General features: G+C 68.2%; 16 protein-coding genes. 12 read left to right on the top strand and 4 right to left on the bottom strand.

Annotated features, from left to right (window positions below; translation table 11 throughout):
* Positions 1-58 precede the first annotated feature (58 nt).
* Entirely contained in the window at positions 59-3,007 is a 2,949-nt protein-coding gene (gene glnE / locus PM1_RS01770; protein WP_009613589.1) for a bifunctional [glutamate--ammonia ligase]-adenylyl-L-tyrosine phosphorylase/[glutamate--ammonia-ligase] adenylyltransferase, read from the bottom strand.
* A gap of 243 nt (positions 3,008-3,250) precedes the next feature.
* On the opposite strand from glnE, the gene aceE reads away from it, so the two are divergent.
* The 4 genes from aceE (at position 3,251) to msrA (ending at position 11,271) form a co-directional block, all read left to right on the top strand.
* Positions 3,251-5,899, top strand: a complete 2,649-nt coding sequence (gene aceE / locus PM1_RS01765) for a pyruvate dehydrogenase (acetyl-transferring), homodimeric type (protein WP_009613590.1) — start codon at positions 3,251-3,253, stop codon at positions 5,897-5,899.
* Positions 5,900-5,910: 11 nt separating this feature from the next.
* Complete coding sequence (gene aceF / locus PM1_RS01760; RefSeq protein WP_009613592.1) at positions 5,911-7,554, top strand: dihydrolipoyllysine-residue acetyltransferase; 1,644 nt, start codon at positions 5,911-5,913, stop codon at positions 7,552-7,554.
* A 299-nt stretch (positions 7,555-7,853) separates the two neighbouring features.
* Complete coding sequence (locus PM1_RS01755; RefSeq protein WP_009613594.1) at positions 7,854-10,541, top strand: putative bifunctional diguanylate cyclase/phosphodiesterase; 2,688 nt, start codon at positions 7,854-7,856, stop codon at positions 10,539-10,541.
* Positions 10,542-10,623: 82 nt separating this feature from the next.
* Positions 10,624-11,271, top strand: coding sequence for a peptide-methionine (S)-S-oxide reductase MsrA (gene msrA, locus PM1_RS01750; RefSeq protein ID WP_009613596.1), 648 nt, complete (start codon positions 10,624-10,626; stop codon positions 11,269-11,271).
* A 218-nt stretch (positions 11,272-11,489) separates the two neighbouring features.
* Here the strand turns inward: msrA and PM1_RS01745 are convergent, their stop codons facing one another.
* Positions 11,490-12,338, bottom strand: coding sequence for a 23S rRNA (adenine(2030)-N(6))-methyltransferase RlmJ (locus tag PM1_RS01745; protein ID WP_009613601.1), 849 nt, complete (start codon positions 12,336-12,338; stop codon positions 11,490-11,492).
* A gap of 133 nt (positions 12,339-12,471) precedes the next feature.
* On the opposite strand from PM1_RS01745, the gene PM1_RS01740 reads away from it, so the two are divergent.
* The 8 genes from PM1_RS01740 (at position 12,472) to PM1_RS01705 (ending at position 24,745) form a co-directional block, all read left to right on the top strand.
* Positions 12,472-14,274: an acyl-CoA dehydrogenase gene (locus PM1_RS01740; RefSeq protein ID WP_009613604.1), complete on the top strand. Its 1,803-nt coding sequence runs from the start codon at positions 12,472-12,474 to the stop codon at positions 14,272-14,274.
* Between the two features lie 381 nt (positions 14,275-14,655).
* Positions 14,656-16,398, top strand: coding sequence for a potassium/proton antiporter (locus PM1_RS01735; RefSeq protein WP_009613606.1), 1,743 nt, complete (start codon positions 14,656-14,658; stop codon positions 16,396-16,398).
* Between the two features lie 132 nt (positions 16,399-16,530).
* On the top strand, positions 16,531-19,899 hold the full coding sequence (mscK, locus tag PM1_RS01730; RefSeq protein WP_009613608.1) for a mechanosensitive channel MscK: 3,369 nt from the start codon (positions 16,531-16,533) through the stop codon (positions 19,897-19,899).
* 63 nt (positions 19,900-19,962) lie between these two features.
* Entirely contained in the window at positions 19,963-21,423 is a 1,461-nt protein-coding gene (gene selO, locus PM1_RS01725; protein WP_024128055.1) for a protein adenylyltransferase SelO, read from the top strand.
* 123 nt (positions 21,424-21,546) lie between these two features.
* Positions 21,547-22,824, top strand: a complete 1,278-nt coding sequence (locus PM1_RS01720; protein ID WP_009613618.1) for a bifunctional O-acetylhomoserine aminocarboxypropyltransferase/cysteine synthase — start codon at positions 21,547-21,549, stop codon at positions 22,822-22,824.
* 52 nt (positions 22,825-22,876) lie between these two features.
* Positions 22,877-23,311: a thioredoxin TrxC gene (trxC, locus tag PM1_RS01715; protein WP_009613619.1), complete on the top strand. Its 435-nt coding sequence runs from the start codon at positions 22,877-22,879 to the stop codon at positions 23,309-23,311.
* A 104-nt stretch (positions 23,312-23,415) separates the two neighbouring features.
* On the top strand, positions 23,416-23,859 hold the full coding sequence (locus PM1_RS01710) for a PaaI family thioesterase (protein WP_009613620.1): 444 nt from the start codon (positions 23,416-23,418) through the stop codon (positions 23,857-23,859).
* A gap of 76 nt (positions 23,860-23,935) precedes the next feature.
* Positions 23,936-24,745 (top strand): universal stress protein, encoded by an 810-nt coding sequence (locus tag PM1_RS01705; RefSeq protein WP_009613621.1) that lies wholly within the window; start codon positions 23,936-23,938, stop codon positions 24,743-24,745.
* A gap of 39 nt (positions 24,746-24,784) precedes the next feature.
* Here PM1_RS01705 and PM1_RS01700 read toward each other — a convergent pair whose 3' ends face one another.
* Both PM1_RS01700 and PM1_RS01695 read right to left on the bottom strand, forming a co-directional pair.
* On the bottom strand, positions 24,785-25,552 hold the full coding sequence (locus PM1_RS01700; protein ID WP_009613622.1) for a ParA family protein: 768 nt from the start codon (positions 25,550-25,552) through the stop codon (positions 24,785-24,787).
* Between the two features lie 89 nt (positions 25,553-25,641).
* Positions 25,642-26,535 (bottom strand): LysR family transcriptional regulator, encoded by an 894-nt coding sequence (locus tag PM1_RS01695; RefSeq protein WP_009613623.1) that lies wholly within the window; start codon positions 26,533-26,535, stop codon positions 25,642-25,644.
* Between the last annotated feature and the right edge of the window lie 132 nt (positions 26,536-26,667).

The following is a 26,667-nucleotide window of genomic DNA, read 5'->3' as shown; positions in this document are numbered from 1 at the left end:
CGTCGTCCGGTCGCCGCGGAACCCAGCCCCGCCGGCGACCTGTGCGTACTGCCCGGGATCAGGCGAGCTCGAGCTCGCGCCAGATCCGCATCACTCCGCGGCGTTCTTCATGGAAACGGTCGCCGCCCACTACCCCTGGCTGTTTCTGCAGCGCCAGACGGTGCGCGGCTGCGCGATAGGCCTTGTAGGCCTCCTGCAGGAAACGGACGTCCTCGCTGGCGATCAGGCCAGCCCGCTCCAACCCTTCCAGGATGCGGATGTTGTCGGTGAACTGCAGCAACCCAGGGTGCTGCCACGACCAGGCAAGGGCCGCATATTGCACCATAAATTCGATATCGACGATACCACCGGCATCCTGCTTGAGATCGAAGGGCGCCGCGGCTTCGAAGGCATTCGGCGCGGTGCCGGCGGCGGTCGCGGGGGTGCCCAGGTTGTCGCGCATCTTCGCGCGCATCTCGCTGACTTCCCGGCGCAGCTCGGCCAGGTCGCGATGGCGCCCCACCACCGCGGCGCGGATGCCCTCGAAGGCCTCGGCCACCCGCGCGCTGCCGGCCAGCACGCGGGCGCGCACCAGGGCCTGGTGTTCCCAGGTCCAGGCCTCGTTCTGCTGGTAGGCCTGGAAGGCCGCCAGCGAACTCACCAACAGGCCGGCGGCGCCGCTGGGGCGCAGGCGCATGTCCACCTCGTAGAGCGCGCCGGAAGTGGTCTGGGTAGTCAGGAAGTGGATGATCTTCTGCCCCAGGCGGGTGAAGAACTGTGAGCCGTCGATGGGCTTGGCGCCGTCGGTCTCGCGCTGCGGGTCGCCGTCGTGGATGAACACCAGGTCCAGGTCCGAGCCGTGGCCCAGCTCCAGGCCGCCGACCTTGCCGTAGCCGACGATGATGAAGTCGGTGTCGCAAGGCGTGCCGTCGGCGCGCAGCGGCCGGCCGTGGCGCTGCACCAACTGGTGCCAGGCCAGGGCCAGGACCTGTTCGAGGATGGCCTCGGCGAGCCAGGTCAGGTAGTCGCTGACCTTCATCAGCGGCAGGGTGCCGGCGATCTCCGAGGCCACCACGCGCAGGCCGTGGGCCAGCTTGAAGTGACGGAGGGTCTCCATCTGCTGCTCGAGGTCGTCCTCGGGGATGCGCATCAGCCGCTCGCGCAGCTCGGCGATCAGCTCCGGCGCCTGCGGCGGGCTGAGCAGGCGCCCTTCATTAAGCAGCTCGTCCAGCAGAATGGGGAACTTGGCGATCTGCTCGGCCACCATCGGGCTGGCCGCGCACAGCGTCAGCAGGCGTTCCAGAGCGCCGGGGTTCTCGGTGAGCAGCACCAGGTAGGCCGAGCGCCGCGCCACCGCCTCCACCAGGGGCAGCACGCGCTCCAGGGTCAGGTCCGGCTTCTCGTGCTCGGCGAGCATGTTCAGCAGCCGCGGGACGAAGGCGTCCAGGCGCTCGCGGCCCAGGCGCTGCATGGCGCGCACCTGGTTGCCGTGGCGCAGGTCGATGAGCCGCTTGAAGGCCGCCGCCGGCTCGGCGAACCCGGCCTCGGCCAGTTGCCGGCAGGCGGACTCCTCGTCCATCTGCTCTTCCCACAGCGGCAGCCACTCGGCGCCAGGGGTGGCGCCCTCGTTCTCGCCGCTCTCGTCCTCGTCGGGGTCGGCGATCACCTGGCGGAAGTGCCAGTCGACGCGCTCGCGCCAGTGGTTGATCGCCTCGTGGAACGCCGACCAATTGGCGAAGCCCATGATGAAGGCGACGCGGATGCGCGACAGCTCGTCCTCCGGCAGCATCTGCGTCTGCCGGTCGTCGATGGCCTGCAGGGCGTGCTCGGCGTAGCGCAGGAACTGGTAGCCCTCGCGCAGCTCGGCGACCACCTGCGGCGGCAGGTAGCCCTGCCCTTCGAGGGTCGCCAGCACCCGCAGCAGCGGCCGCTGCTGCAGGCTCAGGTCGCGGCCGCCGTGGATCAGCTGGAAGGCCTGGGCGATGAACTCCACCTCGCGGATGCCGCCGGCGCCGAGCTTGATGTTCTCGCTCATGCCCTTGCGCCGCACTTCCTGCTGGATCAGCTGCTTCATGCTGCGCAGCGCCTCGATGGCCGAGAAGTCCAGGTAGCGCCGGTAGACGAACGGCCGCAGCAGCTCCAGCAGGCGCTGGCCGGCGTCCTGGTCGCCGCCGACCACCCGCGCCTTGATCATGGCGTAGCGCTCCCAGTCGCGGCCCTGGTCCTGGTAGTACTGCTCCAGCGCGGCGAAGCTGTGCACCAGCGGGCCGCTGGAGCCGTAGGGGCGCAGGCGCATGTCGACGCGGAAGACGAAACCTTCGACGGTGATGGCGTCCAGCGCCTTGATCAGCTTCTGCCCCAGGCGGGTGAAGAACTCCTGGTTGTCCAGGGCGCGGCGGGCGCCCTGGGTCTCGCCGCCCTCGGGGTAGCCGAAGATCAGGTCGATGTCCGAGGACAGGTTCAGCTCGCCGGCGCCCAGCTTGCCCATGCCCAGCACCACCAGTTGCTGCGGCAGGCCGGAGCGGTGGCCGATGGGGGTGCCGAACTGCTGGCAATGCCTTTCGTAGAGCCAGCGGTAGGCCAGGTCGATGCAATTATCGGCGAGGTCGGAAAGGTCGCGGCAGGTGCCGGCCAGGTCGCTGCCGCGGGTCAGGTCGCGCCAGACGATGCGTATCTGCTGGCGCCGGCGGAAGCGGCGCAGGCGGCGACCCAGTTCGTCCTCGTCGGCGCAGTCGGCCAGCAGCGCCTCCAGTTGCGCGCGCATCTCGCCGCGTTCCAGCGGCCGGTCCAGCTGGCCGCTGGCCACCAGCTCGAGAAAGCCCGCGGCATCGCGCGCCGCCTGCTCGGCGACGAAGTCGCTGGCGGCGCAGACCTGGGCGAAGTCGGCGTGGCGCTCGGCGGACCACTGCTCATAAAGGGCGGCGTTTTCGGCGGGAAGATCGGCTACGGCGGTGCTGAAGGTCTGCCCCGCGCGCTCGGCGAGGGGCTTCAAGGTGGCCGGCAAGGCGGCCCGGGACGGCAGAGTCATGCATCGATCCTGATGAACGGCAACCCCGCGGAAGCCCCGCCATTCGGGCGCCTGTAGTTTTACTACTAACTTTTTTCGCCCAAGGGCTGTATCCAGTCGCGTTTTGTAGTAAAACTACAACCCGCCGGAACCACCCCCGGTGCACTTCCAAGAATTCGCGGCGTCGCCCACGAGGCCGGCGCTGCTATCGGCAACGATCTACTGGCTTTCGATTCTGGAAGCCTTTCCGCCCTGGAGCAAGCCATGCAAGACCTTGATCCCGTCGAAACCCAGGAATGGCTGGACGCCCTGGAATCGGTCCTGGACCGTGAAGGTGAAGACCGCGCCCACTACCTGATGACCCGCATGGGCGAGCTGGCCAGCCGGTCCGGCACCCAACTGCCCTACGCCATCACCACGCCCTACCGCAACACCATCCCGGTGACCCACGAAGCACGCATGCCCGGCGACCTGTTCATGGAACGCCGCATTCGCTCGCTGGTGCGCTGGAACGCGCTGGCCATGGTGATGAAGGCAAACAAGCACGACCCGGATCTGGGCGGCCACATCTCCTCCTTCGCTTCCTCGGCGACGCTCTACGACATCGGCTTCAACTACTTCTTCCAGGCCCCGACCGAAGAACACGGCGGCGACCTGGTGTTCTTCCAGGGCCACGCCTCCCCCGGCGTGTACGCCCGCGCCTTCCTCGAAGGCCGCATCAGCGAAGACCAGCTGAACAACTTCCGCCAGGAAGTGGACGGCCACGGCCTGTCCTCCTACCCGCACCCCTGGCTGATGCCGGACTTCTGGCAGTTCCCCACCGTGTCCATGGGCCTGGGCCCGATCCAGGCGATCTACCAGGCGCGCTTCATGAAGTACCTGGAGAGCCGCGGCTTCATCCCCGCCGGCAAGCAGAAGGTCTGGTGCTTCATGGGCGACGGCGAGTGCGACGAGCCCGAATCCCTGGGCGCCATCTCCCTGGCCGGCCGCGAGAAGCTGGACAACCTGATCTTCGTCATCAACTGCAACCTGCAGCGCCTCGACGGCCCGGTGCGCGGCAACGGCAAGATCATCCAGGAACTCGAAGGCGTGTTCCGCGGCGCCGAGTGGAACGTCAACAAGGTCATCTGGGGCCGCTTCTGGGACCCGCTGTTCGCCAAGGACACCGCCGGCCTGCTGCAGGCGCGCATGGACGAGGTCATCGACGGCGAATACCAGAACTACAAGGCGAAAGACGGCGCCTACGTGCGCGAGCACTTCTTCGGTGCGCGTCCGGAGCTGCTGGAGATGGTCAAGGACCTCTCCGACGAGGAAATCTGGAAGCTCAACCGTGGCGGCCACGACCCCTACAAGGTCTATGCAGCCTACCACCAGGCGGTCAACCACAAGGGCCAGCCGACCGTCATCCTGGCCAAGACCATCAAGGGCTATGGCACGGGTTCGGGCGAAGCGAAGAACATCGCGCACAACGTCAAGAAGGTCGACGTCGAGAGCCTGAAGTCGTTCCGCGACAAGTTCGACATCCCGATCAAGGATGCCGACCTGGAAAACCTGCCGTTCTACCGCCCCGAAGAAGGCAGCGCCGAGGCCAAGTACCTGGCCGAGCGCCGCGCCGCCCTGGGTGGCTACATGCCGGTGCGCCGGCAGAAGAGCTTCCAGGTCCCGGTTCCCCCGCTGGACACCCTCAAGGCCATCCTCGACGGCTCGGGCGACCGCGAAATCTCCACCACCATGGCCTTCGTGCGGATCATCTCGCAGCTGGTCAAGGACAAGGAGCTCGGCCCGCGCATCGTGCCGATCGTGCCCGACGAAGCCCGTACCTTCGGCATGGAAGGCATGTTCCGCCAGCTCGGCATCTATTCCTCCGTCGGCCAGCTGTACGAGCCGGTGGACAAGGACCAGGTGATGTTCTACCGCGAGGACAAGAAGGGCCAGATCCTCGAGGAAGGCATCAACGAGGCCGGCGCCATGTCCAGCTGGATCGCCGCCGGCACCTCGTACTCCACCCACAACCAGCCGATGCTGCCGTTCTACATCTTCTATTCGATGTTCGGCTTCCAGCGCATCGGCGACCTGGCCTGGGCCGCCGGCGACAGCCGCGCCCACGGCTTCCTGGTCGGCGGCACCGCCGGGCGCACCACCCTGAACGGCGAAGGCCTGCAGCACGAGGACGGCCACAGCCACATCCTGGCCTCGACCATCCCCAACTGCCGCACCTACGATCCGACCTATGCCTACGAGCTGGCGGTGATCATCCGCGAAGGCGCGCGGCAGATGATCGAAGAGCAGCAGGACATCTTCTACTACATCACCGTGATGAACGAGAACTACGTCCAGCCGGCCATGCCCAAGGGCGTGGAGGAAGGCATCATCAAGGGCATGTACCTGCTCGACGAGGACAAGAAGGACGCCGCTCACCACGTGCAGCTGCTGGGCTCGGGCACCATCCTGCGCGAAGTGGAAGCCGCGGCGAAGATCCTCCGCGAGGACTTCGGCATCGGCGCCGACGTCTGGTCGGTCCCCAGCTTCAACGAACTGCGCCGCGACGGCCTGGCCGTGGAGCGCTGGAACCGCCTGCACCCGGGCCAGAAGCCCAAGCTGAGCTACGTCGAGGAATGCCTGGGCGGCCGCAAGGGCCCGGTCATCGCCTCCACCGACTACATGAAGCTGTACGCCGAGCAGATCCGCCAGTGGGTCCCGAGCAAGGAGTACAAGGTCCTGGGCACCGACGGCTTCGGCCGCAGCGACAGCCGCCGCAAGCTGCGTGACTTCTTCGAGGTGGACCGCCGCTGGGTCGTCCTGGCCGCGCTGGAAGCCCTGGCCGACCGTGGCGACATCGACGCCAAGGTGGTGGCCGAGGCCATCGCCAAGCTCGGTATCGACCCGGAAAAACGCAACCCGCTGGACTGCTGAGGAGACGCATTGTGAGTGAGCTGATCCGCGTACCCGACATCGGCAACGGTCAGGGTGAAGTCATCGAACTGCTGGTCAAGGTCGGCGACAAGGTCGAGGCCGACCAGAGCCTGCTGACCCTGGAATCCGACAAGGCCAGCATGGAAATCCCCTCGCCCAAGGCTGGCGTGGTGAAGAGCCTGAAGGTCAAGGTGGGCGACACCCTGAAGGAAGGCGACGAGATTCTCGAGCTGGAAGTCGAGGGTGGCGCAGCCGAGGCTCCGGCCGCGGCGCCCGCCCCGGCTGCCGAAGCGCCCAAGGCCGAGGCTCCGGCCCCGGCCGCCGCACCCGCGCCTGCCGCCGCCCCGGCGGCAGCGGCCAGCGTCCAGGACATCGCCGTCCCGGACATCGGCTCGGCGGGCAAGGCCAGCGTCATCGAGGTCATGGTGCAAGCCGGCGACACGGTCGAGGCCGACCAGTCGCTGATCACCCTGGAGTCGGACAAGGCCAGCATGGAAATCCCCTCGCCGGCTGCCGGTGTGGTGGAAAGCGTGTCGATCAAGGTCGGTGACGAAGTCGGCACCGGCGACCTGATCCTCAAGCTCAAGGTCGCGGGCGCCGCTGCCCCGGCCGCCGCCGAACAACCGGCCGCCGCGCCGGCTCCGGCTCCGGCTGCTGCTCCGGCCGCTCCGGCTGCCGCGGCCCCGGCTCCGGCCGCCAAGGCCGAAACCCCGGCCCCGGTCGGCGCGCCCAGCCGCGACGGCGCCAAGGTCCATGCCGGCCCTGCCGTGCGCATGCTGGCCCGGGAGTTCGGCGTCGAGCTGGCCGAGGTGAAGGCCACCGGCCCGAAAGGCCGCATCCTCAAGGAAGACGTGCAACTGTTCGTCAAGGAACAGCTGCAGCGCGCCAAGTCGGCCCCGGCCGGCGCCACTGGCGGCGCGGGCATCCCGCCGATCCCGGAAGTGGACTTCAGCAAGTTCGGCGAAGTGGAAGAAGTGGCCATGACCCGCCTGATGCAGGTCGGCGCCGCCAACCTGCACCGCAGCTGGCTGAACGTGCCCCACGTGACCCAGTTCGACCAGTCGGACATCACCGACATGGAAGCCTTCCGCGTCGCGCAGAAGGCCGCCGCCGAGAAGGCCGGCGTCAAGCTGACCGTGCTGCCGATCCTGCTCAAGGCCTGCGCCCACCTGCTCAGGGAACTGCCGGACTTCAACAGCTCCCTGGCCCCCAGCGGCAAGGCGCTGATCCGCAAGAAGTACGTGCACATCGGCTTCGCCGTGGACACCCCGGACGGCCTGCTGGTGCCGGTGATCCGCGACGTCGACCGCAAGAGCCTGCTGCAGCTGGCCGCCGAAGCCGCCGAACTGGCGGAAAAGGCGCGCACCAAGAAGCTCTCGGCCGATGCCATGCAGGGCGCCTGCTTCACCATCTCCAGCCTCGGCCACATCGGCGGCACCGGCTTCACGCCGATCGTCAATGCGCCGGAAGTGGCGATCCTGGGCGTGAGCAAGGCGACCATGCAGCCGGTGTGGGACGGCAAGGCCTTCCAGCCGCGCCTGATGCTGCCGCTGTCGCTGTCCTACGATCATCGGGTGATCAACGGCGCCGCCGCCGCGCGCTTCACCAAGCGCCTGGGCGAGCTGCTCGGCGATATCCGCACCCTGCTGCTGTAACCGCATCGGCCCCCATTCGGGGGCCGATCGCTTTCTACCAACGAGCACGCCACGCTCGTTCTCTCCAGCCCTGTCGGATGACGGGGCTTTTTTTATTCGCGCCGGCCGCGATAATGGCAAACAGCCATTACCCATGGCATTCTCCGATCAACGGCACCCCGCATGCCGCTCAAAATCCTCCCGGTCCCGCCGATACAGGCATTGCTTGTCAGACAAAACCGCATCATGCACCCTTGCCTTCGCCCAACAGAAGTCGGCCGAGGCAAAGTACCTCGCCCAGTAGTGGAAAACCGCCGAGCATGAAGAGTCATCCCGATACCGCCAATCGCCCGGCGGTCGAGGCTGTCACCCAGCTCCCCGTCCCGTCGCGGCTGGGGCTGCTGCGCTTCGAGCGGTTGAATGAACCGAGCTGGACCCTGCTGTTCCTCGACCCGGCCTGCGAGCGCGCCTTCGGCGTGCCTGCCGCCGAGCTCTGCGGCCTGCTCGACGCCCCCTACGCCAGCCTGATGGAACCCGAGGCGCGGCACCGCCTGCACGAACAGATCCAGCAGCAACTGGTGGAACATGCCCACTACCAGGTGCGCTACGCCCTGCACACGCCCCGCGGCGTGCTGAACCTGCTGGAAGTCGGCGAGGCCTTCCAGCAACGCGGCCGCCAGCTGCTCCACGGCTACCTGCTGCAGGACGAGGAAGGCGCCCGCCAGGAAACCCAGGGCGAGCTGGCGGAACAGAACCTGCGACTGCAGATGTCCCTGGAGATGTACCAGCGCTCCCAGGACGAGCACCTGCAGCACCTGGTGCGCTCGCGCGCCCAGCAGAACCTGATCGTGCGCCTGGCGCGGCACCGCTACCAGTCCAGCGACCCGCTGCTGGAAGCCGCGCAGCTGATCGCCCAGGCCGCCAGCGAGGCCTACGACGTGGCCCGCGCCGGCATCTGGCGTCTGACCGCCGACGACCACATGGAGCCGATCGCCGTCTACCGCCGCGACATCGACCAGTTCGAGCTGCCGCGCGGCTTCGACGCCAGCCGCTACCCCAACTACCTGGAGGCCATCAACAGCGGCCGCGCCATCGACGCCCACAACGTCCTGCAGGACCCGCGCACCCGCGAGCTGGCCGAGGCCTACCTGCGCCCGCAAGGCATCAGCGCCATGCTCGACGCCACCATCCGCGTCGGCGGCGAGGTGGTCGGCGTGCTCTGCCTGGAGCACATCGGCGAAGTGCGCCTGTGGCAGAGCGACGAGATCGCCTTCGCCGGCGAGCTGGCCGACCAGTACGCCCAGGTCCTGATGAACCACGAGCGGCGCAGCGCCTCCAGCGCCCTGCACCTGTTCCAGCGCGCCGTCGAGCAGAGCGCCAGCGCCTTCCTGCTGATCGACCGCGACGGCGTCATCGAATACGTCAACCCCAGCTTCACCGCCATCACCCAGTACGGCGCCGACGAAGTGCGCGGCCGCCGCCTGGCCGAGGTGCCGGCCCTGGCCAACCTCAGCGAGCTGCTGTTCGACGCGCGCTCCACCCTGGTCAACCAGAACAGCTGGCAGGGCGAGTTCCGCAGCCGGCGCAAGAACCTCGAGCCCTACTGGGGGCAGTTGTCGCTGTCCAAGGTCTACGCCGACAACGGCGAGCTGACCCACTACATCGGCATCTACGAAGACATCACCCAGAGCAAGCTGGCCCAGCAGCACATCGAGAAGCTCGCCTACCGCGACAACCTCACGGGCCTGGCCAACCGACACTACTTCATCAACGTGCTGGAAGAACGCCTGCGCGCCGGCTCCGGCCCGCCCCTGGGCCTGCTGCTGGTGGACATCGACAACTTCAAGCGGATCAACGACAGCCTCGGCCACCAGACCGGCGACAAGCTCCTCGCCAGCCTCGCCCGGCGCCTGCGCAGCAGCCTGGTGGACGGCACCACCCTGGCGCGCTTCGCCAGCAACGAATTCGCCGTGCTGCTGGAGGAATCCAGCCCCGGCCGCGGCGAGCGGGTGGCGGCGCAGATCCTCGACGTGCTCGACAAGCCGCTGTTCGTCGACAACCAGCTGATCAACATCACCGGCTCCATCGGCCTGGCCTACGCGCCGCAGCACGGCCATGACCCGCAGACGCTGATGAAGAACGCCGGCCTCGCGCTGCACAAGGCCAAGGCCAACGGCAAGCACCAGTTGCAGACCTTCACCGAGGAAATGACCGCCGAGGCCAGCCACAAGCTGTTCGTCGAGAACAACCTGCGCCGCGCCCTGGTGCAGAACGAACTGGCGGTGCACTACCAGCCCAAGCTGTGCCTGCGCAGCGGCCAGTTGCTCGGCCTGGAGGCGCTGCTGCGCTGGCAGCACCCGGAGAAGGGCATGATCCGCCCGGACCAGTTCATCAGCGTGGCCGAGGAAACCGGGCTGATCATCCCCATCGGCAAGTGGGTGATCCGCGAGGCCTGCCGCATGGGCCGCGAGCTGGCGGAAAACGGCCTGGGCGACCTGAACATCGCCATCAACCTGTCGCCCAAGCAGTTCAGCGACCCCGACCTGGTCGGCTCCATCGCCGCCATCCTCCACGAGGAACAGGTGCCGGCCGGGCGCCTGGAGCTGGAACTGACCGAAAGCCTGCTGCTGGACGCCACCGCCGACACCAAGCAGCAGCTCGAACGCCTCAAGCAACTGGGCCTGACCCTGGCCATGGACGACTTCGGCACCGGCTACTCGTCGCTGAGCTACCTGAAGAAATTCCCCATCGACGTCATCAAGATCGACCGCAGCTTCATCAAGGACATCCCGGACAACCAGGACGACATGGAAATCACCTCGGCGGTGATCGCCATGGCCCACAACCTCAAGCTGCAGGTGGTCGCCGAAGGCGTCGAGACCGCCGCCCAGCTGGCCTTCCTGCGGCGCAACCGCTGCGACATCGGCCAGGGCTACCTGTTCGACAAGCCGATCCCCGGCGCCCAGCTCGCCAGCAGCCTGCAGCGCTATCCCTGCCGCGGCGAGTGAAAAGCTCCACAGCCTGCACAAAGGCTGTAATCTCCAGGGTCTTCGCGCGTCTATCGCCATCCGGACAAAGGAGACCCAGGCCATGACCCTTCGCTCGCAGATACTCGTCAACAAGCAGGAACTGCCCACCCAGGCCCAGGCCCTGCCCGGCCGTGAGGCACCGATGCCGGTGCCGGAAACCCACTACGTCAACGGCCATCCGCTGTGCCCGCCGTTCCCCGGCGGCCTGCAGCAGATCGTCCTCGGCCTGGGCTGCTTCTGGGGCGCCGAGCGGCGCTTCTGGCAGCAGCCGGGGGTGTGGGTCACCGCCGTGGGCTACGCCGGCGGCCTGACGCCCAACCCCACCTACGACGAGGTCTGCTCCGGCCTGACCGGGCACAGCGAAGTGGTGCTGGTGGTGTTCGACCCGCAGCAGACCAGCCTGGAACAACTGCTCAAGGTGTTCTGGGAGTCCCATGACCCGACCCAGGGCATGCGCCAGGGCAACGACACCGGCACCCAGTACCGTTCGGCCATCTACTGGTACGACCAGGCACAGAAAGCCGCGGTGGAAGCCAGCCGCGCCGCCTTCCAGAAGGAGCTCAGCGCTGGCGGCTACGGCGAGATCACCACCGAAATCCGCGAAGTGCCGCCGTTCTACTACGCCGAGGCCTACCACCAGCAGTACCTGGCGAAGAACCCCAACGGCTACTGCGGCCTGCGCGGCACCGGCGTGTGCCTGCCGGCATAACGCGCCCCGTAGGAGCGGATTCATCCGCGATGGCGCCGGCCTGCGGCCGGATCGCGGACGGATGGATAGGCGCCCCACGGAAACCTGTAGGAGCAGGCCCTGCCTGCGATTCGCGCGCAGGGCGCGCTCCTACATGGGAGCGGTGTGGGTCGGCGTAGGAGCGGATCTTATCCGCGAAACGCGCCGGAACCCCCGGCTATCGCGGACAAGGTCCGCGCCTACGAAGAGCGCCCTTCTTCCACCAGCCAATCCAGCCGCCAGCCACCTTCGCTCTGCGCCAGCACCTCGGCCAGCCAGGGCAGCAGCTCGCGCAGTTCTTCCTCCAGCGGCCACGGCGGGTTGGCGATGGCCAGGCCGGAGCCGTTGAGGCGGTCGGCGCTGTCCGCCGGGTGCACCAGCAGTTCGACGCGCAGCAGCTTGGGCGCCTTGCTGCGTTCCAGGCCCTGGTAGAAGCGCCTGAGCTGGCGCTCGTCCTTGATCGGGTACCAGATCGCCACCACCGTCTGGCGCATGCGCCCGATGGCCTCTTCCAGGGCGATGACGCAGCGTTCCAGCTCGTCGGCCTCCTCGAAGGGCGGGTCGATCAGCAGCACCCCGCGCTTTTCCGGCACCGGCAGCAGCGCCCGCGGCAGCAGCCAGCCGTCGTTCTGGTGCACGGCGATGCGCCGCTCGCCGCCCATGTTGGCCTTGAGCAGGCGGCCGTCCTCCGGGTGCAGCTCGTTCAGGTGCACGCGGTCCTGGGAGCGCGTCAGGCGCCGCGCCAGCTCGGGCGAGCCGGGGTAGTACTGCAACTCGCCGTCGGGGTTCAGCGCGCGCACCACTTCCATATAGTCCGCCGCCAGCTCCGGCACCTCGTCGAGCCGCCACAGGCGGCCGATGCCCGCTTCCCACTCGCCGGTGCGGCTGGCCTCGTCGCCCTGCAGGTCGTACAGGCCGATGCCCGAATGGCTGTCGAGGAAGGCGAAGGGCGTGTCCTTGCGCACCATCAGGGCGAAGATCCGCGACAGGACCAGGTGCTTGAGGACGTCGGCGTGGTTGCCGGCGTGGTAGGCGTGACGGTAGTTCATGAACGGCAGACTCCTTGAAGGCGTGCAGTTTAGCTGCACCGGCATTGTTTTAGGCCTTTATCACGCTCATGGATGTTGCTGTGCCTGCTTCATTCACCAGACTAGACTGCGGCCATTCCCCTGGAGGCCGACCATGTCCGAGACCCTGCTCAGCTCCCGCAACCTCGCCTTCGAGCTCTACGAAGTGCTCGACGCCGAGGCCCTGACCCAGCGCGAACGTTTCGCCGACCACAACCGCGAGACCTTCGACGCCGCCCTGGCCACCGCCCGCGGCATCGCCGAGGAGCTATTCGCCCCGCACAACCGCAAGAACGACGAGCACGAGCCGCAGTACGTGGACGGCGCCGCGGTGCTGATCCCCGAGGTCAAGCCGGCGGTGGACGCCTTCAACGAAGCCGGCTTCCAGAATGCCTCGCGCAGCTTCGAACAGGGTGGCATGCAGTTGCCGCACCTGCTGGCGCGCGCCTGCTTCGCGCACTTCCAGTCGGCCAACATCGCCACCTCGTCCTACCCGATGCTGAGCATGGGCTCCAGCCACCTGATCGAGTCCTTCGGCGACGAGGAGCAGAAGCGCCTGTTCCTGCAGCCGATGATCGAAGGCCGCTTCTTCGGCACCATGGCCCTGACCGAACCCCACGCCGGCTCGTCCCTGGCCGACATCCGCACCCGCGCCGAACCGCACGCCGACGGCAGCTACCGGATCAAGGGCAACAAGATCTTCATCTCCGGCGGCGACCACCCGCTTTCGGAAAACATAGTCCACATGGTGCTGGCCAAGCTGCCGGATGCGCCGCCCGGGGTGAAGGGCATCTCGCTGTTCATCGTGCCCAAGTTCCTGGTCAACACCGACGGCAGCCTCGGCAAGCGCAACGACGTGGCCCTGGCCGGGCTGTTCCACAAGATGGGCTGGCGCGGCACCACCTCCACTGCGCTGAACTTCGGCGACAACGGCGACTGCGTCGGCTACCTGGTGGGCAAGCCGCACCACGGCCTGGCCTACATGTTCCAGATGATGAACGAGGCGCGCATCGGCGTCGGCATGGGCGCCATCATGCTCGGCTACGCCGGCTACCTGTACTCCCTGGAATACGCCCGCGAGCGCCCCCAGGGCCGCCCGGTGGACGCCAAGGACCCGACTTCGGCGCAGGTCTCGATCATCGAGCACGCCGACGTCAAGCGCATGCTGTTGACGCAGAAGGCCTACGTCGAGGGCGCCTTCGACCTCGGCCTGTACGCCGCGCGCCTGGTGGACGACTGCGAGACGCTGCCCACGGAGGATGCGCGCAAGCAGGCCCACGAGTTGCTCGACCTGCTCACCCCGATCGTCAAGTCCTGGCCCTCGGAGTTCTGCCTGAAGGCCAACGAACTGGCCATCCAGATCCTCGGCGGCCACGGCTACACCCGCGAATACCCGGTGGAGCAGTACTACCGCGACAACCGCCTGAACCCCATCCACGAAGGCACCCACGGCATCCAGTCGCTCGACCTGCTGGGCCGCAAGCTCAGCCAGAACGGCGGCGCCGGCCTCAAGCAGCTGACGCGGCTGATCCACCAGGCCTGCGAACGCGCCCGGGCCCATCCGTCGCTGGACGCCCTGCGCCAGCCGCTGGAACAACTGCTGGCGCGCCTGTCGGAAGTGACCCTGGCGCTGCTCGGCGACCTGATGCAGGGCAAGGTGGCCCAGGGCCTGGCCAACTCGGCGCTGTACCTGAAGGCGTTCGGCCACACGGTGATCGGCTGGCGCTGGCTGGAACAGGCGATCCGCGCCGAGGAAGGCCTGGCGGCAGGAAATGCCGCCGACGAGGACTTCTACCGCGGCAAGCTGCAGGCCGCGCGCTACTTCCTGACCTGGGAAGTGCCGTCCTGCCACCACGAGCTGGCCCTGCTCGAAGCCCGCGACGACACCTGTTCCAGCATGCGGGACGCCTGGTTCTAGTCCCGCCTGCCCCTTCCCGCCCCGGTCACGTCCGGGGCTTTTTTATGGGCGCGACAGCGAGCATGGCTTTCGTAGGATGGCGTTGAGCGAAGCGATACCCATCAGCGCCACCGCATGGGTTTCGCAAGCTCAACCCATCCTACGAAAAGCACCTCGGCGCAGCCGCCAAGACAGTTGTTCCCATGACGGAGCGTCCCCGGACCTGTAGGAGCGGACTCCGTCCGCGATGTCTCGAGCGCCCCTGAAAGCTCGCTGAAAGGCACTGCAATTAGCCTTTGACAGCCTTGCAAATCCGCAGGTTAGAATCCCTTGGCATGCGGCCTGCATCCTTCCCGTCAACGCCGCCGCTTCCCCCCTCGCCCCGCCAGGAGATCCGCCGCCTTGGATGCCGTCTCGATCAACACCTATTTCCTGGTGGGCGCGGTGCTGGTGGGCATGAGCATCCTGGTCAGCTCGCTGTCCTCGCGCCTGGGCATCCCGATCCTGGTCATCTTCCTCGCCGTGGGCATGGTCGCCGGCACCGACGGCCCCGGCGGCATCGGCTTCTCCAACTACCCCATGGCCTACCTGGTGGGCAACCTGGCGCTGGCGGTGATCCTCCTCGACGGCGGCCTGCGCACCCGCGTGGCGAGCTTCCGCGTGGCGCTCTGGCCGGCGCTGTCGCTGGCCACTGTGGGCGTGCTGATCACCGCCGGGCTCACCGGCCTGGCCGCCGCCTGGCTGTTCAAGCTGAGCTGGATGGAAGGCCTGCTGATCGGCGCCATCGTCGGCTCCACCGACGCCGCGGCGGTGTTCTCCCTGCTCGGCGGCAAGGGCCTGAACGAGCGGGTCACCGCCAGCCTGGAAATCGAATCGGGCAGCAACGACCCCATGGCGGTGTTTCTCACCGTCACCCTGATCGACATGCTCGCCCACGGCCAGAGCGAGATGAGCTGGAGCTTCCTGGCCCACTTCCTGCGCGAGTTCGGCATCGGCGCCGTGCTCGGCCTGGGCGGCGGCTGGCTGCTGCTGCAGATGATCAACCGCATGCAGCTGGCCAGCGGCCTCTACCCGCTGCTGGCGATCAGCGGCGGCCTGCTGATCTTCGCCCTGTCCAACGCCGTGCACGGCAGCGGCATCCTGGCCATCTACCTGTGCGGCCTGGTGCTGGGCAACCAGCCGATCCGCTCGCGCCACGGCATCCTGCACATGCTCGACGGCATGGCCTGGCTGGCGCAGATCGGCATGTTCCTGGTCCTCGGCCTGCTGGTCACGCCCCACGACCTCTGGCCCATCGCTCTGCCGGCCCTGGGCCTGGCGCTGTGGATGATCCTCTTCGCCCGGCCGCTGTCGGTACTGGTGGGCCTGGCGCCGTTCCGCGCCTTCCATGGCCGCGAGAAGGTGTTCATCGCCTGGGTCGGCCTGCGCGGCGCTGTGCCGATCATCCTCGCGGTGTTCCCGCTGATGGCCGGGCTGCCCAACGCCCAGCTGTTCTTCAACGTGGCCTTCTTCATCGTGCTGATCTCGCTGCTGGTGCAGGGCACCAGCCTGCCCTGGGCCGCCAAGCTATTGCGCGTGGTGGTGCCGCCGGACCCGGCGCCGATCTCCCGCGCCGGCCTGGAAGTGCACCCGACCAGCGAGTGGGAACTGTTCGTCTACCACCTGAGCAAGGAAAAGTGGTGCATAGGCGCGGCCCTGCGCGAGCTGAAGATGCCCGAGGGCACCCGCATAGCCGCGCTGTTCCGCGGCACCCAGCTGCTGCACCCCTCCGGCAGCACCATCCTGGAGGCCGACGACATCCTCTGCGTGATCGGCCACGAGCACGACCTGTCGGCCCTCGGCAAGCTGTTCAGCCAGGCCCCGGACCGCGGCCTGGGCGCGCGCTTCTTCGGCGACTTCGTGCTGGAGGGCGACGCCCAGCTCTCGGCGGTGGCCTCGCTCTACGGCCTCAAGCTCGACGGCGTCGACGGCGAGCAGAACCTGGGCCGCTTCATTGCCCAGCAGATCGGCGGCCAGGCGATCATCGGCGACCAGGTGGAGTGGAACGGCCTGACCTGGACCGTGGCCGCCCTGGACGGGAACAAGATCCGCAAGGTGGGGGTCAAATTCCCCGAAGGTCGCCCGGGCCCCGGGTTGTTCCTCTGACAGACCACCTCCACGGACGCTAGCCAAGCCAGCCCACGCCCCCTCCGCGGCGGCGCGTCGGCCGTGCCTTGCCGGCGCCGCACCGGGCACACTACCCTCACTGCAACCTACCGAGAGCCGCTGACCGCGACCATGCAATCCCTGCGCACCCTGCTCGCCGCCGCCCTGCTCGGCGGCTGCCTCGCCGTCCTGCCCGCGCACGCCGAGGACAGCAACCAGCCACCGTCCGCCGAAGCCGTCCAGCAAAGCCTCGACGGCCTGGCCGAGCGCAAGCTCGCCGACGCCGATGCCAAGGCCACCAAGGCCAGCCTCGAGCGCACCCTGAAGCTGCTCGGCGCCCGCGACGACAGCGAGAAGCAGTTGGCCGAGCTGAAGGCCAGCCTGACCGACGCCCCCCGGCAGATACTGGAGAACCAGCGAGCCCTGGCGCGCCTGAAGGGCAGCGGCGAGAAGCCGGCGGCCCAGCGCTACGCCGGGGAGAACGTCAGCCGCCTGGAAATGCTGCTCAACGACCGCTCCACCCAACTGGCCGACTGGCAGAAGCAGTTGACCGAGGCGAAGAGCCAGTACATCACCGCGCAGACCCGCCCGGAACGCGCCCAGTCCGACATCAGCAACGCCCAGGCGCGCCTGCTGGAGATCGGCAACATCCTCAAGGCCGGCAAGGAGACCGGCAAGGCGCTGGCCCCCGAGCGGCGCAACGAGCTGCTCGCCGAACAGGCCGCGCTCAACGCGCAGATCCAGCTGCTGCGCCAGCAACTGGCCGGCAACAACCTGCTGCAGGACCTGGCCAGCAGCCAGCAGGACCTGCTGGGCGAACAGGTCGCCCGCGCCGAGCGCGAGACCCTCGAACTGCAGGCCATGATCAGCGGCATGCGCCGCGAGCAGTCGGAGAAGACCGTCGCCGAGCTGGCCCGCGACGGCAGCCAGGGCGCCGGCAGCGACAGCCTGCTGAGCCAGGAGAACGCCGAGAACCTGCGCCTGTCCGACTACCTGCTGCGCACCACCGACCGCCTCAACGTGCTGACGCGGCGCAACCTCGAAGCCAAGCAGCACCTGGACAGCCTGACCCAGCTGGACCAGACCCTCGACCAGCAGATCAACGTGCTGCGCGGCAGCCTGCTGCTGTCCAAGGTGCTCTACCAGCAGAAGCAGTCGCTGCCGAAGATCAAGACCGACCAGGAACTGGCCGACGAGATCGCCGACCTGCGCCTATACCAGTTCGAGCTGAACCAGAAGCGCGACGAACTGGCCAACCCGCAGCAGTACATCGACGACCTGCTCGCCCAGCAGCCCCAGGAAGCCGTGACCCCGCAGCTGCGCAAGGACCTGTCCACCCTGGTGGACACCCGCAGCGAGCTGATGGAGCGCCTCAACCACGAGCTCAACGCCGTGCTCAACGAGGCCATCACCCTGCAGCTGAACCAGAAGCAGCTCAAGGACACCAGCGACAACCTGCGCGCCACCCTCGACGAGCAGATGTTCTGGATTCCCAGCAACCGCCCGCTGGACCTCTCCTGGTTCAAGATGACCCCGACGCTGCTGCAGCACCAGCTCTCCGAGGTGCCCTGGGGCTCGGCGGTGGTCGAGCTGGGCGAGGGCCTGATCGACCGCCCGCTGCTGTTCCTGCCGCTGTTGCTGCTGATCGCCGGGCTGCTGTGGAAACGCCGCTACCTCTACGACAAGCTCGCCTCGATCAACGACGACATCGGCCACTTCAAGCGCGACAGCCAGGCGCACACGCCGCTGGCCCTGCTGCTGGCGCTGCTGCTGGCGCTGCCCGGCACCCTGACCCTGGCCATCGCCGGCCTGGCCCTGATGCTCGACGCCCGCGGGCAGAACGCCACCCTGGGCGCCGCGCTGCTGCAGATGGCCGAGGTCTGGCTGGTGTTCTACGCCGCGCACCGCATCCTCAGCCCCGGCGGCATCGCCGAGCGGCACTTCCACTGGAGCCAGGCCCAGGTGCGCTTCAGCAGCAAGCTGATCCGCCGCCTCGGCGTGGTGGTCATGGCCCTGGCCGCGGTGGTCACGGTGGCCGAGCGCCAGCCCGGCAGCCTGGCCGACGACGTCATCGGCATCGCCGTGGTGCTCAGCGGCTTCGCGGTGATGACCTGGCTGATGGCGCGCATGCTCTTCGCCAGCCCCAGCACCAGCCGGCCATCGGTGGTGAAGATGGTGGTCGGCGTGCTCTTCACCGCGCTGCCGGTGATGCTCTTCGTCGCCGTGTGCTTCGGCTACTACTACACCGCCCTGCGCCTGAGCGACCGGCTGATCGACACCCTGTTCCTGCTCATGGTCTGGGTGGTGATCGAGGCCACCTTCGTCCGCGGCCTCAGCGTGGCGGCGCGGCGCCTGGCCTACCAGCGCGCCCAGGCCAAGCGGCAGAACCCGCCGAAGGAAGGCGTCGACGGCAACGAGACCGCGGAGGAGCCGACCCTGGGCATCGAGCAGATCAACGAGCAGTCCCTGCGCCTGATCCGCCTGGGCCTGCTGATCGGCTTCGTGGTGGCGCTGTACTGGGTCTGGGCCGACCTGATCAGCGTCGCCGCCTACCTGGACAACGTCACCCTCTACCAGTACACCGGCGGCAGCGGCGACAGCGCCACCAGCCTGCCGATCAGCCTCGGCGACGTGCTCATGGCGCTGGTCATCGCCGCGGTGACCGTGGCCCTGGCGCGCAACCTGCCGGGCCTGCTGGAAGTGCTGGTGCTGCAGCGCCTGACCCTGGCCCAGGGCAGCGCCTACGCCATCACCACCCTGCTGTCCTACGCCATCAGCGGCGTCGGCATCGTCAGCGCGCTGTCCACCCTGGGCGTCAGCTGGGACAAGCTGCAGTGGCTGGTGGCGGCGCTCTCGGTGGGCCTGGGCTTCGGCCTGCAGGCGATCTTCTCCAACTTCGTCTCCGGCCTGATCATCCTCTTCGAGCGCCCGGTGCGCATCGGCGACACCGTGACCATCGGCAACCTGTCCGGCACCGTCAGCCGCATCCGCATCCGCGCCACCACCATCACCGACTTCGACCGCAAGGAAATCATCGTCCCCAACCAGACCTTCATCACCGGGCAACTGATCAACTGGTCGCTGAGCGACACCGTGACCCGCGTGACCATCAAGATCGGCCTGGCCTACGAGAGCGACCTGGCCCTGGCGCGCAAGCTCATGCTCGAAGCCGCCCGCGGCAACCCGCGGGTGCTGCGCGACCCCGAGCCGTCGCTGTACTTCCTGGCCATCAGCGCCAGCACCTTCGACTACGAGCTGCGCTTCCACGTGCGCGAGCTGGGCGACCGCAACCCGGCGGTGGACGAACTGCTCACCGCCATCGCCCTGAGCTTCCGCGAGCACGGCGTGGACATGGCCTTCAACCAGCTGGACGTGTTCGTCAAGAACGGCGAGGGCAAGGAAATCCACCTGGCGCAGAACGTCACCCAGCTGCCCCTGGCGCTTCCCGGCGCGCCGCTGAAGGACCAGGACCCGCCACTGCCGCCCGGCAGCAAGCCCTGAGTCTGGACGGCTCCGGACAAGTCCGAGCACAATGCTCGGACTTACCGGAGCCCGCCCGTGACCGTGAAACAGCTCGACGAACTGACCTTCGACAACCGCTTCGCCCGCCTGGGCGACGCCTTCTCCACCGAAGTCCTGCCCGACCCCATCGCCGAGCCGCGCCTGGTGGTGGCCAGCCCCGCCGCGATGGCGCTGCTCGATCTCGACCCGGCGGTGGCCGGGGAACCGGTGTTCGCCGAAATCTTCTCCGGGCACAAGCTCTGGTCCGAGGCCGAGCCGCGGGCGATGGTCTACTCCGGCCACCAGTTCGGCGCCTACAACCCGCGCCTGGGCGACGGCCGCGGCCTGCTGCTGGGCGAGGTGGTCAACGACGCCGGCCAGCACTGGGACCTGCACCTCAAAGGCGCCGGGCAGACGCCCTACTCGCGCATGGGCGACGGCCGCGCGGTGCTGCGCAGCTCGATCCGCGAATTCCTCGCCAGCGAATACCTGCACGCCCTGGGCATCCCCAGCAGCCGCGCGCTCTGCGTCACCGGCTCGGACACCCCGGTGTGGCGCGAGACCAGGGAAAGCGCCGCCATGCTGCTGCGCCTGGCGCCCAGCCACGTGCGCTTCGGCCACTTCGAGTACTTCTACTACACCCAGCAGCACGACAAGCTGAAGGAACTGGGCGACTTCGTCCTGGCCAACCACTTCCCCGAGTGCCTGGAGCAGCCGAAACCCTACGCCGCGTTCTTCCGCGCCGTGGTGGAAAGCAACGCCGAACTCATCGCCCACTGGCAGGCCTACGGCTTCTGCCACGGGGTGATGAACACCGACAACATGTCGATCCTCGGCATCACCTTCGACTACGGCCCCTACGCCTTCCTCGACGACTTCGACGCCAAGCACATCTGCAACCACTCCGACGACGCCGGGCGCTACAGCTTCAACAACCAGGTGCCCATCGCCCACTGGAACCTGGCGGCCCTGGCCCAGGCGCTGACGCCCTTCGTCGAGGTGGACGAACTGCGCGAGGCCCTCGGCCTGTTCCTGCCGCTGTACCAGGCCCACTACCTGGACCTGATGCGCCGCCGCCTGGGCTTCACCACCGCGGAGGACGGCGACCTGGACCTGGTGCAGCGCCTGCTGCAGGCCATGCAGAGCGGCGCGGTGGACTACAGCCTGTTCTTCCGCCGCCTCGGCGAGCAGGCGCCGGAACAGGCGCTGGCGCAGGTCCGCGAAGACTTCGTCGACCTCGCCGGCTTCGACGCCTGGGCCACCGACTACCGCGCCCGCGCCGAACGCGAAGGCGGCAGCCAGGACGAGCGCCGCGCCCGCATGCACGCGGTGAACCCGCTGTACGTGCTGCGCAACTATCTGGCCCAGGAAGCCATCAGCGCCGCCGAGCAGGGCGACTACAGCGTGGTGCGCGAGTTGCACGAAACCCTCAGCCGCCCCTTCGAGGAACAGCCCGGCCGCGAAGCCTTCACCCGCCGCCCGCCGGACTGGGGCCGGCGCCTGGAGATCAGTTGTTCCTCCTGAGGCGGTTATAAGCTCAGGCAAAATCGTTCTGCCGCCGCCCGGCGGGCATTGCTCCCGGTCATTGACCGGTCGGGGCACCGCTCGCATCCTCAGGGCTTTCTGCCCACCAAGGATGCCTGCACGATGAAACTGGAAACCCTGGCGATCCACGCCGGCTACAGCCCCGACCCGACCACCAAGGCAGTGGCCGTGCCGATCTACCAGACCACCTCCTACGCCTTCGACGACACCCAGCACGGCGCCGACCTGTTCGACCTGAAGGTGGCCGGCAACATCTACACGCGGATCATGAACCCCACCAACGACGTGCTGGAGCAGCGCGTCGCCGCCCTGGAAGGCGGCGTGGGCGCGCTGGCCGTGGCCTCGGGCATGGCCGCCATCACCTATGCCATCCAGACCGTGGCCGAGGCCGGCGACAACATCGTCTCGGTGGCCAAGCTCTATGGCGGCACCTACAACCTGCTGGCCCACACCCTGCCGCGCTTCGGCATCCAGACGCGCTTCGCGCCCCACGACGACGTGGCCGCGCTGGAAGCGCTGATCGACGAGCGCACCAAGGCGGTGTTCTGCGAATCCATCGGCAACCCGGCGGGCAACATCGTCGACCTCCAGGCCCTGGCCGACGCCGCGCACCGCCACGGCGTGCCGCTGATCGTCGACAACACCGTGGCGACGCCCATCCTCTGCCGGCCCTTCGAGCACGGCGCGGACATCGTGGTGCATTCGCTGACCAAGTACATCGGCGGCCACGGCACCAGCATCGGCGGCATCGTGGTCGACTCCGGCAAGTTCCCCTGGGCGCAGCACAAGGAACGCTTCCCGCTGCTCAACACCCCGGACCCGTCCTACCACGGCGTGACCTACACCGAAGCCTTCGGCCCGGCCGCGTTCATCGGCCGCTGCCGCGTGGTGCCGCTGCGCAACACCGGCGCGGCGTTGTCGCCGTTCAATGCCTTCCTCATCCTCCAGGGCCTGGAGACCCTCGCCCTGCGCATGGAGCGCCACTGCGACAACGCGCTGAAGGTCGCCCACTACCTGGAGCAGCACCCGCAGGTGGCCTGGGTGAAATACGCCGGCCTGCCGGAGCACCCCGAGCACGCCCTGGCCAAGCGCTATATGGACGGCAAGCCGGCCTCGATCCTGTCCTTCGGCATCCAGGGCGGCGCCGAGGCCGGCGCGCGCTTCATCGACGCGCTGAAGCTGGTGGTGCGCCTGGTCAACATCGGCGACGCCAAGTCGCTGGCCTGCCACCCGGCCAGCACCACCCACCGCCAGCTCAACGCCGAGGAACTGGCCCGCGCCGGGGTGAGCCAGGACATGGTGCGGCTGTCCATCGGCATCGAGCACAGCGACGACATCATCGCCGACCTCGAACAGGCCCTGGCCGCCGCCGCGGCTTGATATCCGCCGGGCGCGGCTCCAGATTGGGGGAATCCTCTTCCGGAGCCGCGCCATGACCGACCCCCTGCTGATTCCCTGCCCGCACTGCGGCGGGCTCAACCGCCTGCCGGCCGCGCGCCTGGGCGACCATCCGCGCTGCGGGCGCTGCAAGAATGAGGTGCTGCCGGGCAAACCCTTCGCCGTCGACGAAGCCGGCTTCGCCGCCCAGCTCAAGGGCGACCTGCCGCTGCTGCTGGACGTCTGGGCCGACTGGTGTGGCCCATGCAAGGCCTTCGCGCCCACCTTCGAACAGGCCGCCGCGCGGCTTTCCGGGCGCTGCCGCCTGGCCAAGCTGGACAGCGAGGCCAACCAGCGCCTGGCCGGGCAACTGGGCATCCGCTCCATCCCCAGCCTGATCCTCTTCAAGGAGGGCCGCGAAGCGGCGCGCCAGAGCGGCGCCCTACCGCTGCCGCAACTGCTCGACTGGCTGGCCCGCCAGGGCCTGTGAGGCGCCGCGACCGCTTCGGTCAGCGCGCCTGAGCGAAGCGGTCATTGCCCGCCGCGGCAGGGCGGCTAGGCTTGCCTGGACAGAACAAGAAGCGGAGCCGCCCGATGTCCTTTCCCGTCGAATTCGTCCGCCAGATGACCGAAGAGCACATCGCCTTCGTCAAGCGCTGCGGGCTCAAGGCCGAAATCCTCGAACGCGGCCACGTGCGCCTGCGCATGCCGCTGCACGGCAACGAGAATCACCTGGGCAACATGTACGCCGGCGCCCTCTTCACCCTCGCCGAGCTGCCCGGCGGCGTCATCACCCTGACCAGCTTCGACAGCCACCGCTTCTACCCCATCGTCAAGGAAGCCGGCCTGCGCTTCCGCCGCCCAGCGGCCAGCGACGTGCGGGTGGAGGCCCGCCTGGACGAGGCCGAGCTCAAGCGCATCGCCGAGGAGGCCACGCTCAACGGCAAGGCCGAGTACGTGCTGGAGCTGCAGCTCAAGGACGCCCACGGCGAGGTGGTCGCGGAAAGCCGCGCCGTCTATCAGCTGCGCAGCCGTTGATCCGCGGCCCTTGCGCTGCGTCAACATGGGCGCGCGCGGCTGGGCCAGAGTGGTGGGACCGCCGGAGGATCCCACCATGCCCAAGCACATCCTGGTCGCCCACGACCTCAGCGTCGAAGCCGACGTCGCCGTGCGCCGCGCCGCACAACTGGCCGCCGAGCACGGCGCCCGCGTCAGCCTGCTGCACGTCATCGAACAGCCCCTGGGCGCGCCGCTGCTGGCCAAGGCCCGGCAGAGCGCCGTCGCCGCGCTGCAGGACAGTGCCCGCAGCGCCGGCCTGGTGGATTACCAGCCGCTGGTCGCCGAGGGCCGCCCGGCCAGCGTGATAGCCGCCACGGCGCAGGAGCTGCAGGCGGACCTGCTGGTCACCGGCACTCACCGCCAGGCGCTGGTGGAGCGTTTCGACGGCACCACCCTGGAACAGATCCTGCGCTGCAGCCGGGTGCCCGCGCTGCTGGTGACCGATTCGCAGCTGCGCCCCTACCGGCGGGCGCTCAGCGCCCTGGACTTCTCCGTCGGCGCCTGCCACGCCTGGCGCAGCGCCTGCGCCTGGCTGGCGCCGGGCGGCGAACTGCTGGCCCTGCATGCCTACGACGCCGGCAACGACCCCGCAAGGTTGCACGAACGCCTGGACGAGCAACGCCAGCTGCTGGAGCAGCTGATGCACGACGAGAGCCAGCAGGTGGGCGGCCCGCTGCCGCAGCTCAAGTGCCTGGTGAGTTCGATGGGGGTTCGCGAAGCGCTGGACCACAGCCTGGCCGACTGGCAGCCGCAGCTACTGGTGCTCGGCAGCCGCGGGCGCGGCGCGCTGCAACAGGCCCTGCTGGGCAGCACGGCGCGCTACTACCTGCGCCGGCCGCCTTGCGACCTGCTGGTCAGTGCCTGAATAGAGCAGCTGTAAGCCTCAGGCTTCAAGCTTCAAGCTTCAAGCTTCAAGCAGACCGTGCAGTTCGACGAACTGCTGGGTCAGCTTGTGGCGGGGGTCGAGGTAGATCAGCGGGGTGCAGGCCTGGTGCGACTCGCGCATCTTCACCGAGCTCATCAGGTACACCGGCAGCACCGGCATTTCCTCTTCCACCAGTTCGTCGAGCAGTTGCTGTGGCAGGCTGGCGCGCGGCTGGAACTGGTTGACCACGATGCCCTCCACTTCCAGGTCCTCGTTGTGGTCCTCCTTCAGCTCCTCGATCTCGCGCAGCAGGCCGTACAGCGCCTGGCGGGAAAAACTGTCGCAGTCGAAGGGGATCAGGCAGCGGTCGGCGGCAATCAGCGCGGATACCGTGTAGAAGTTCAGCGCCGGCGGGGTGTCCAGGTAGATACGGTCGTAGTCCTCGGCCAGCTCGTCGAGCAGTTTGCGCAGCTTGTTGATCTTGTGCTTGGCCTCGAGCTTGGGCTGCAGGTCGGCCAGCTCGGCGGTGGCGGTCACCACATGGAGGTTGTCGAACGGCGTCTCGTAGATATCCACCTTGCCCTTGCGGGCGAAGGGGCCGCCGGAGAGGCTCTGCTTGAAGAAATCGGCGATGCCCATGGGCACGTCGTCGCCGGTCAGGCCGGTGAGGTAATGGGTGGAATTGCCCTGGGCGTCCAGGTCCACCAGCAGCGTGCGGTAGCCCTCGGCGGCGCTCACGGCGGCCAGGTTGCAGGCAATGCTCGACTTGCCGACCCCGCCCTTCTGATTGAAAACCACGCGACGCATGAGCACCCCTCCAAGCCGTTCAAGTGACAGCGGATTCTATGCAATGCCCATGACGAGGGCGAGCACTTGCGCATGCCGTCGGGCGGCGCCTAGGCCGCCGCGCCGCGGGTGACCAGCTCGATGAAGGCCAGCGCCGCCGGGGACCTCTCGCTGCGCCGCCGCACCAGCCATACCGAGCTGGTCGCGCCAGGGTCCAGCAGGGTGCGGTAGACCACCCCGTCCACCCGCGTGCGGCGGAACGAGCCGGGCAGCATGGAAACCCCCAGGCCCGCCGCCACCAGGCCGATGATGGTCATGGCCTCGCCGGCCTCCTGGCTGATGCGCGGGGTGAAGCCGGCCTGCCGCGCCAGCGCCTGCAACTGGTCGTACAGCCCGGTGCCATAGCTGCGCGGGAAGAATACGAAGGGCTCCTCGGCCAGCGCCGCCAGCTCCAGGCCCTCCAGCGAATCGCGGGCCAGCGGGTGGTCGGCGCGCAGCACCGCCACCAGCGGTTCGCTGAACAGCTCCACCGCCTCCAGCGAGGCCGGCAGCTGGAAGGAGCGGATCACCCCGACCTGCAGGCGCTCTTCCTGCAGCGCTTCGACGATCTGCCGGCTGCTCATCTCCTGCAGGTCCAGGTGCACTTCCGGGTAGGCCTGGCGGAAGGCGTGGATGCTGCGCGGGATGGCCGAGGTGAAGGGCGCCGAGGCGGTGAAGCCGATGCGCAGCTCGCCCAGTTCGCCCTGGTGCGCGCGGCGCGCCAGCAGCACCGCGCGGTCGACCTGGGCCAACACCTGGCGGGCCTCGTCGAGGAACAGCCGGCCGGCTTCGGTCAGCGCCACCCGGCGGTTGGTGCGCTCCAGCAGGCGCGCGCCTATCTCCTCCTCCAGCGCCTGGATCTGCTGGCTCAGCGGCGGCTGGGAGATGCCCAGGGCCTCGGCGGCGCGGCCGAAATGCAGTTCCTCGGCGACGGCGATGAAGTAACGCAGGTGGCGCAGCTCCATGGGAACTCCGAATGAGTCGAATTACATATCAAACGTGTCGATCAATATATTGGAAATAATAAAAGCCCTTCCTTATCCTTGTCACACAAGCCCAATAACGACTTTCCACTTTCTGCCAGCCTGGCTGCGCGG

It is taken from the genome of Pseudomonas sp. M1, from assembly GCF_022760135.1.
Lineage (GTDB): Bacteria > Pseudomonadota > Gammaproteobacteria > Pseudomonadales > Pseudomonadaceae > Pseudomonas > Pseudomonas citronellolis.
Note: the sequence above shows the minus strand (reverse complement) of the source record. Positions and strands in the feature narration are given on the sequence as shown.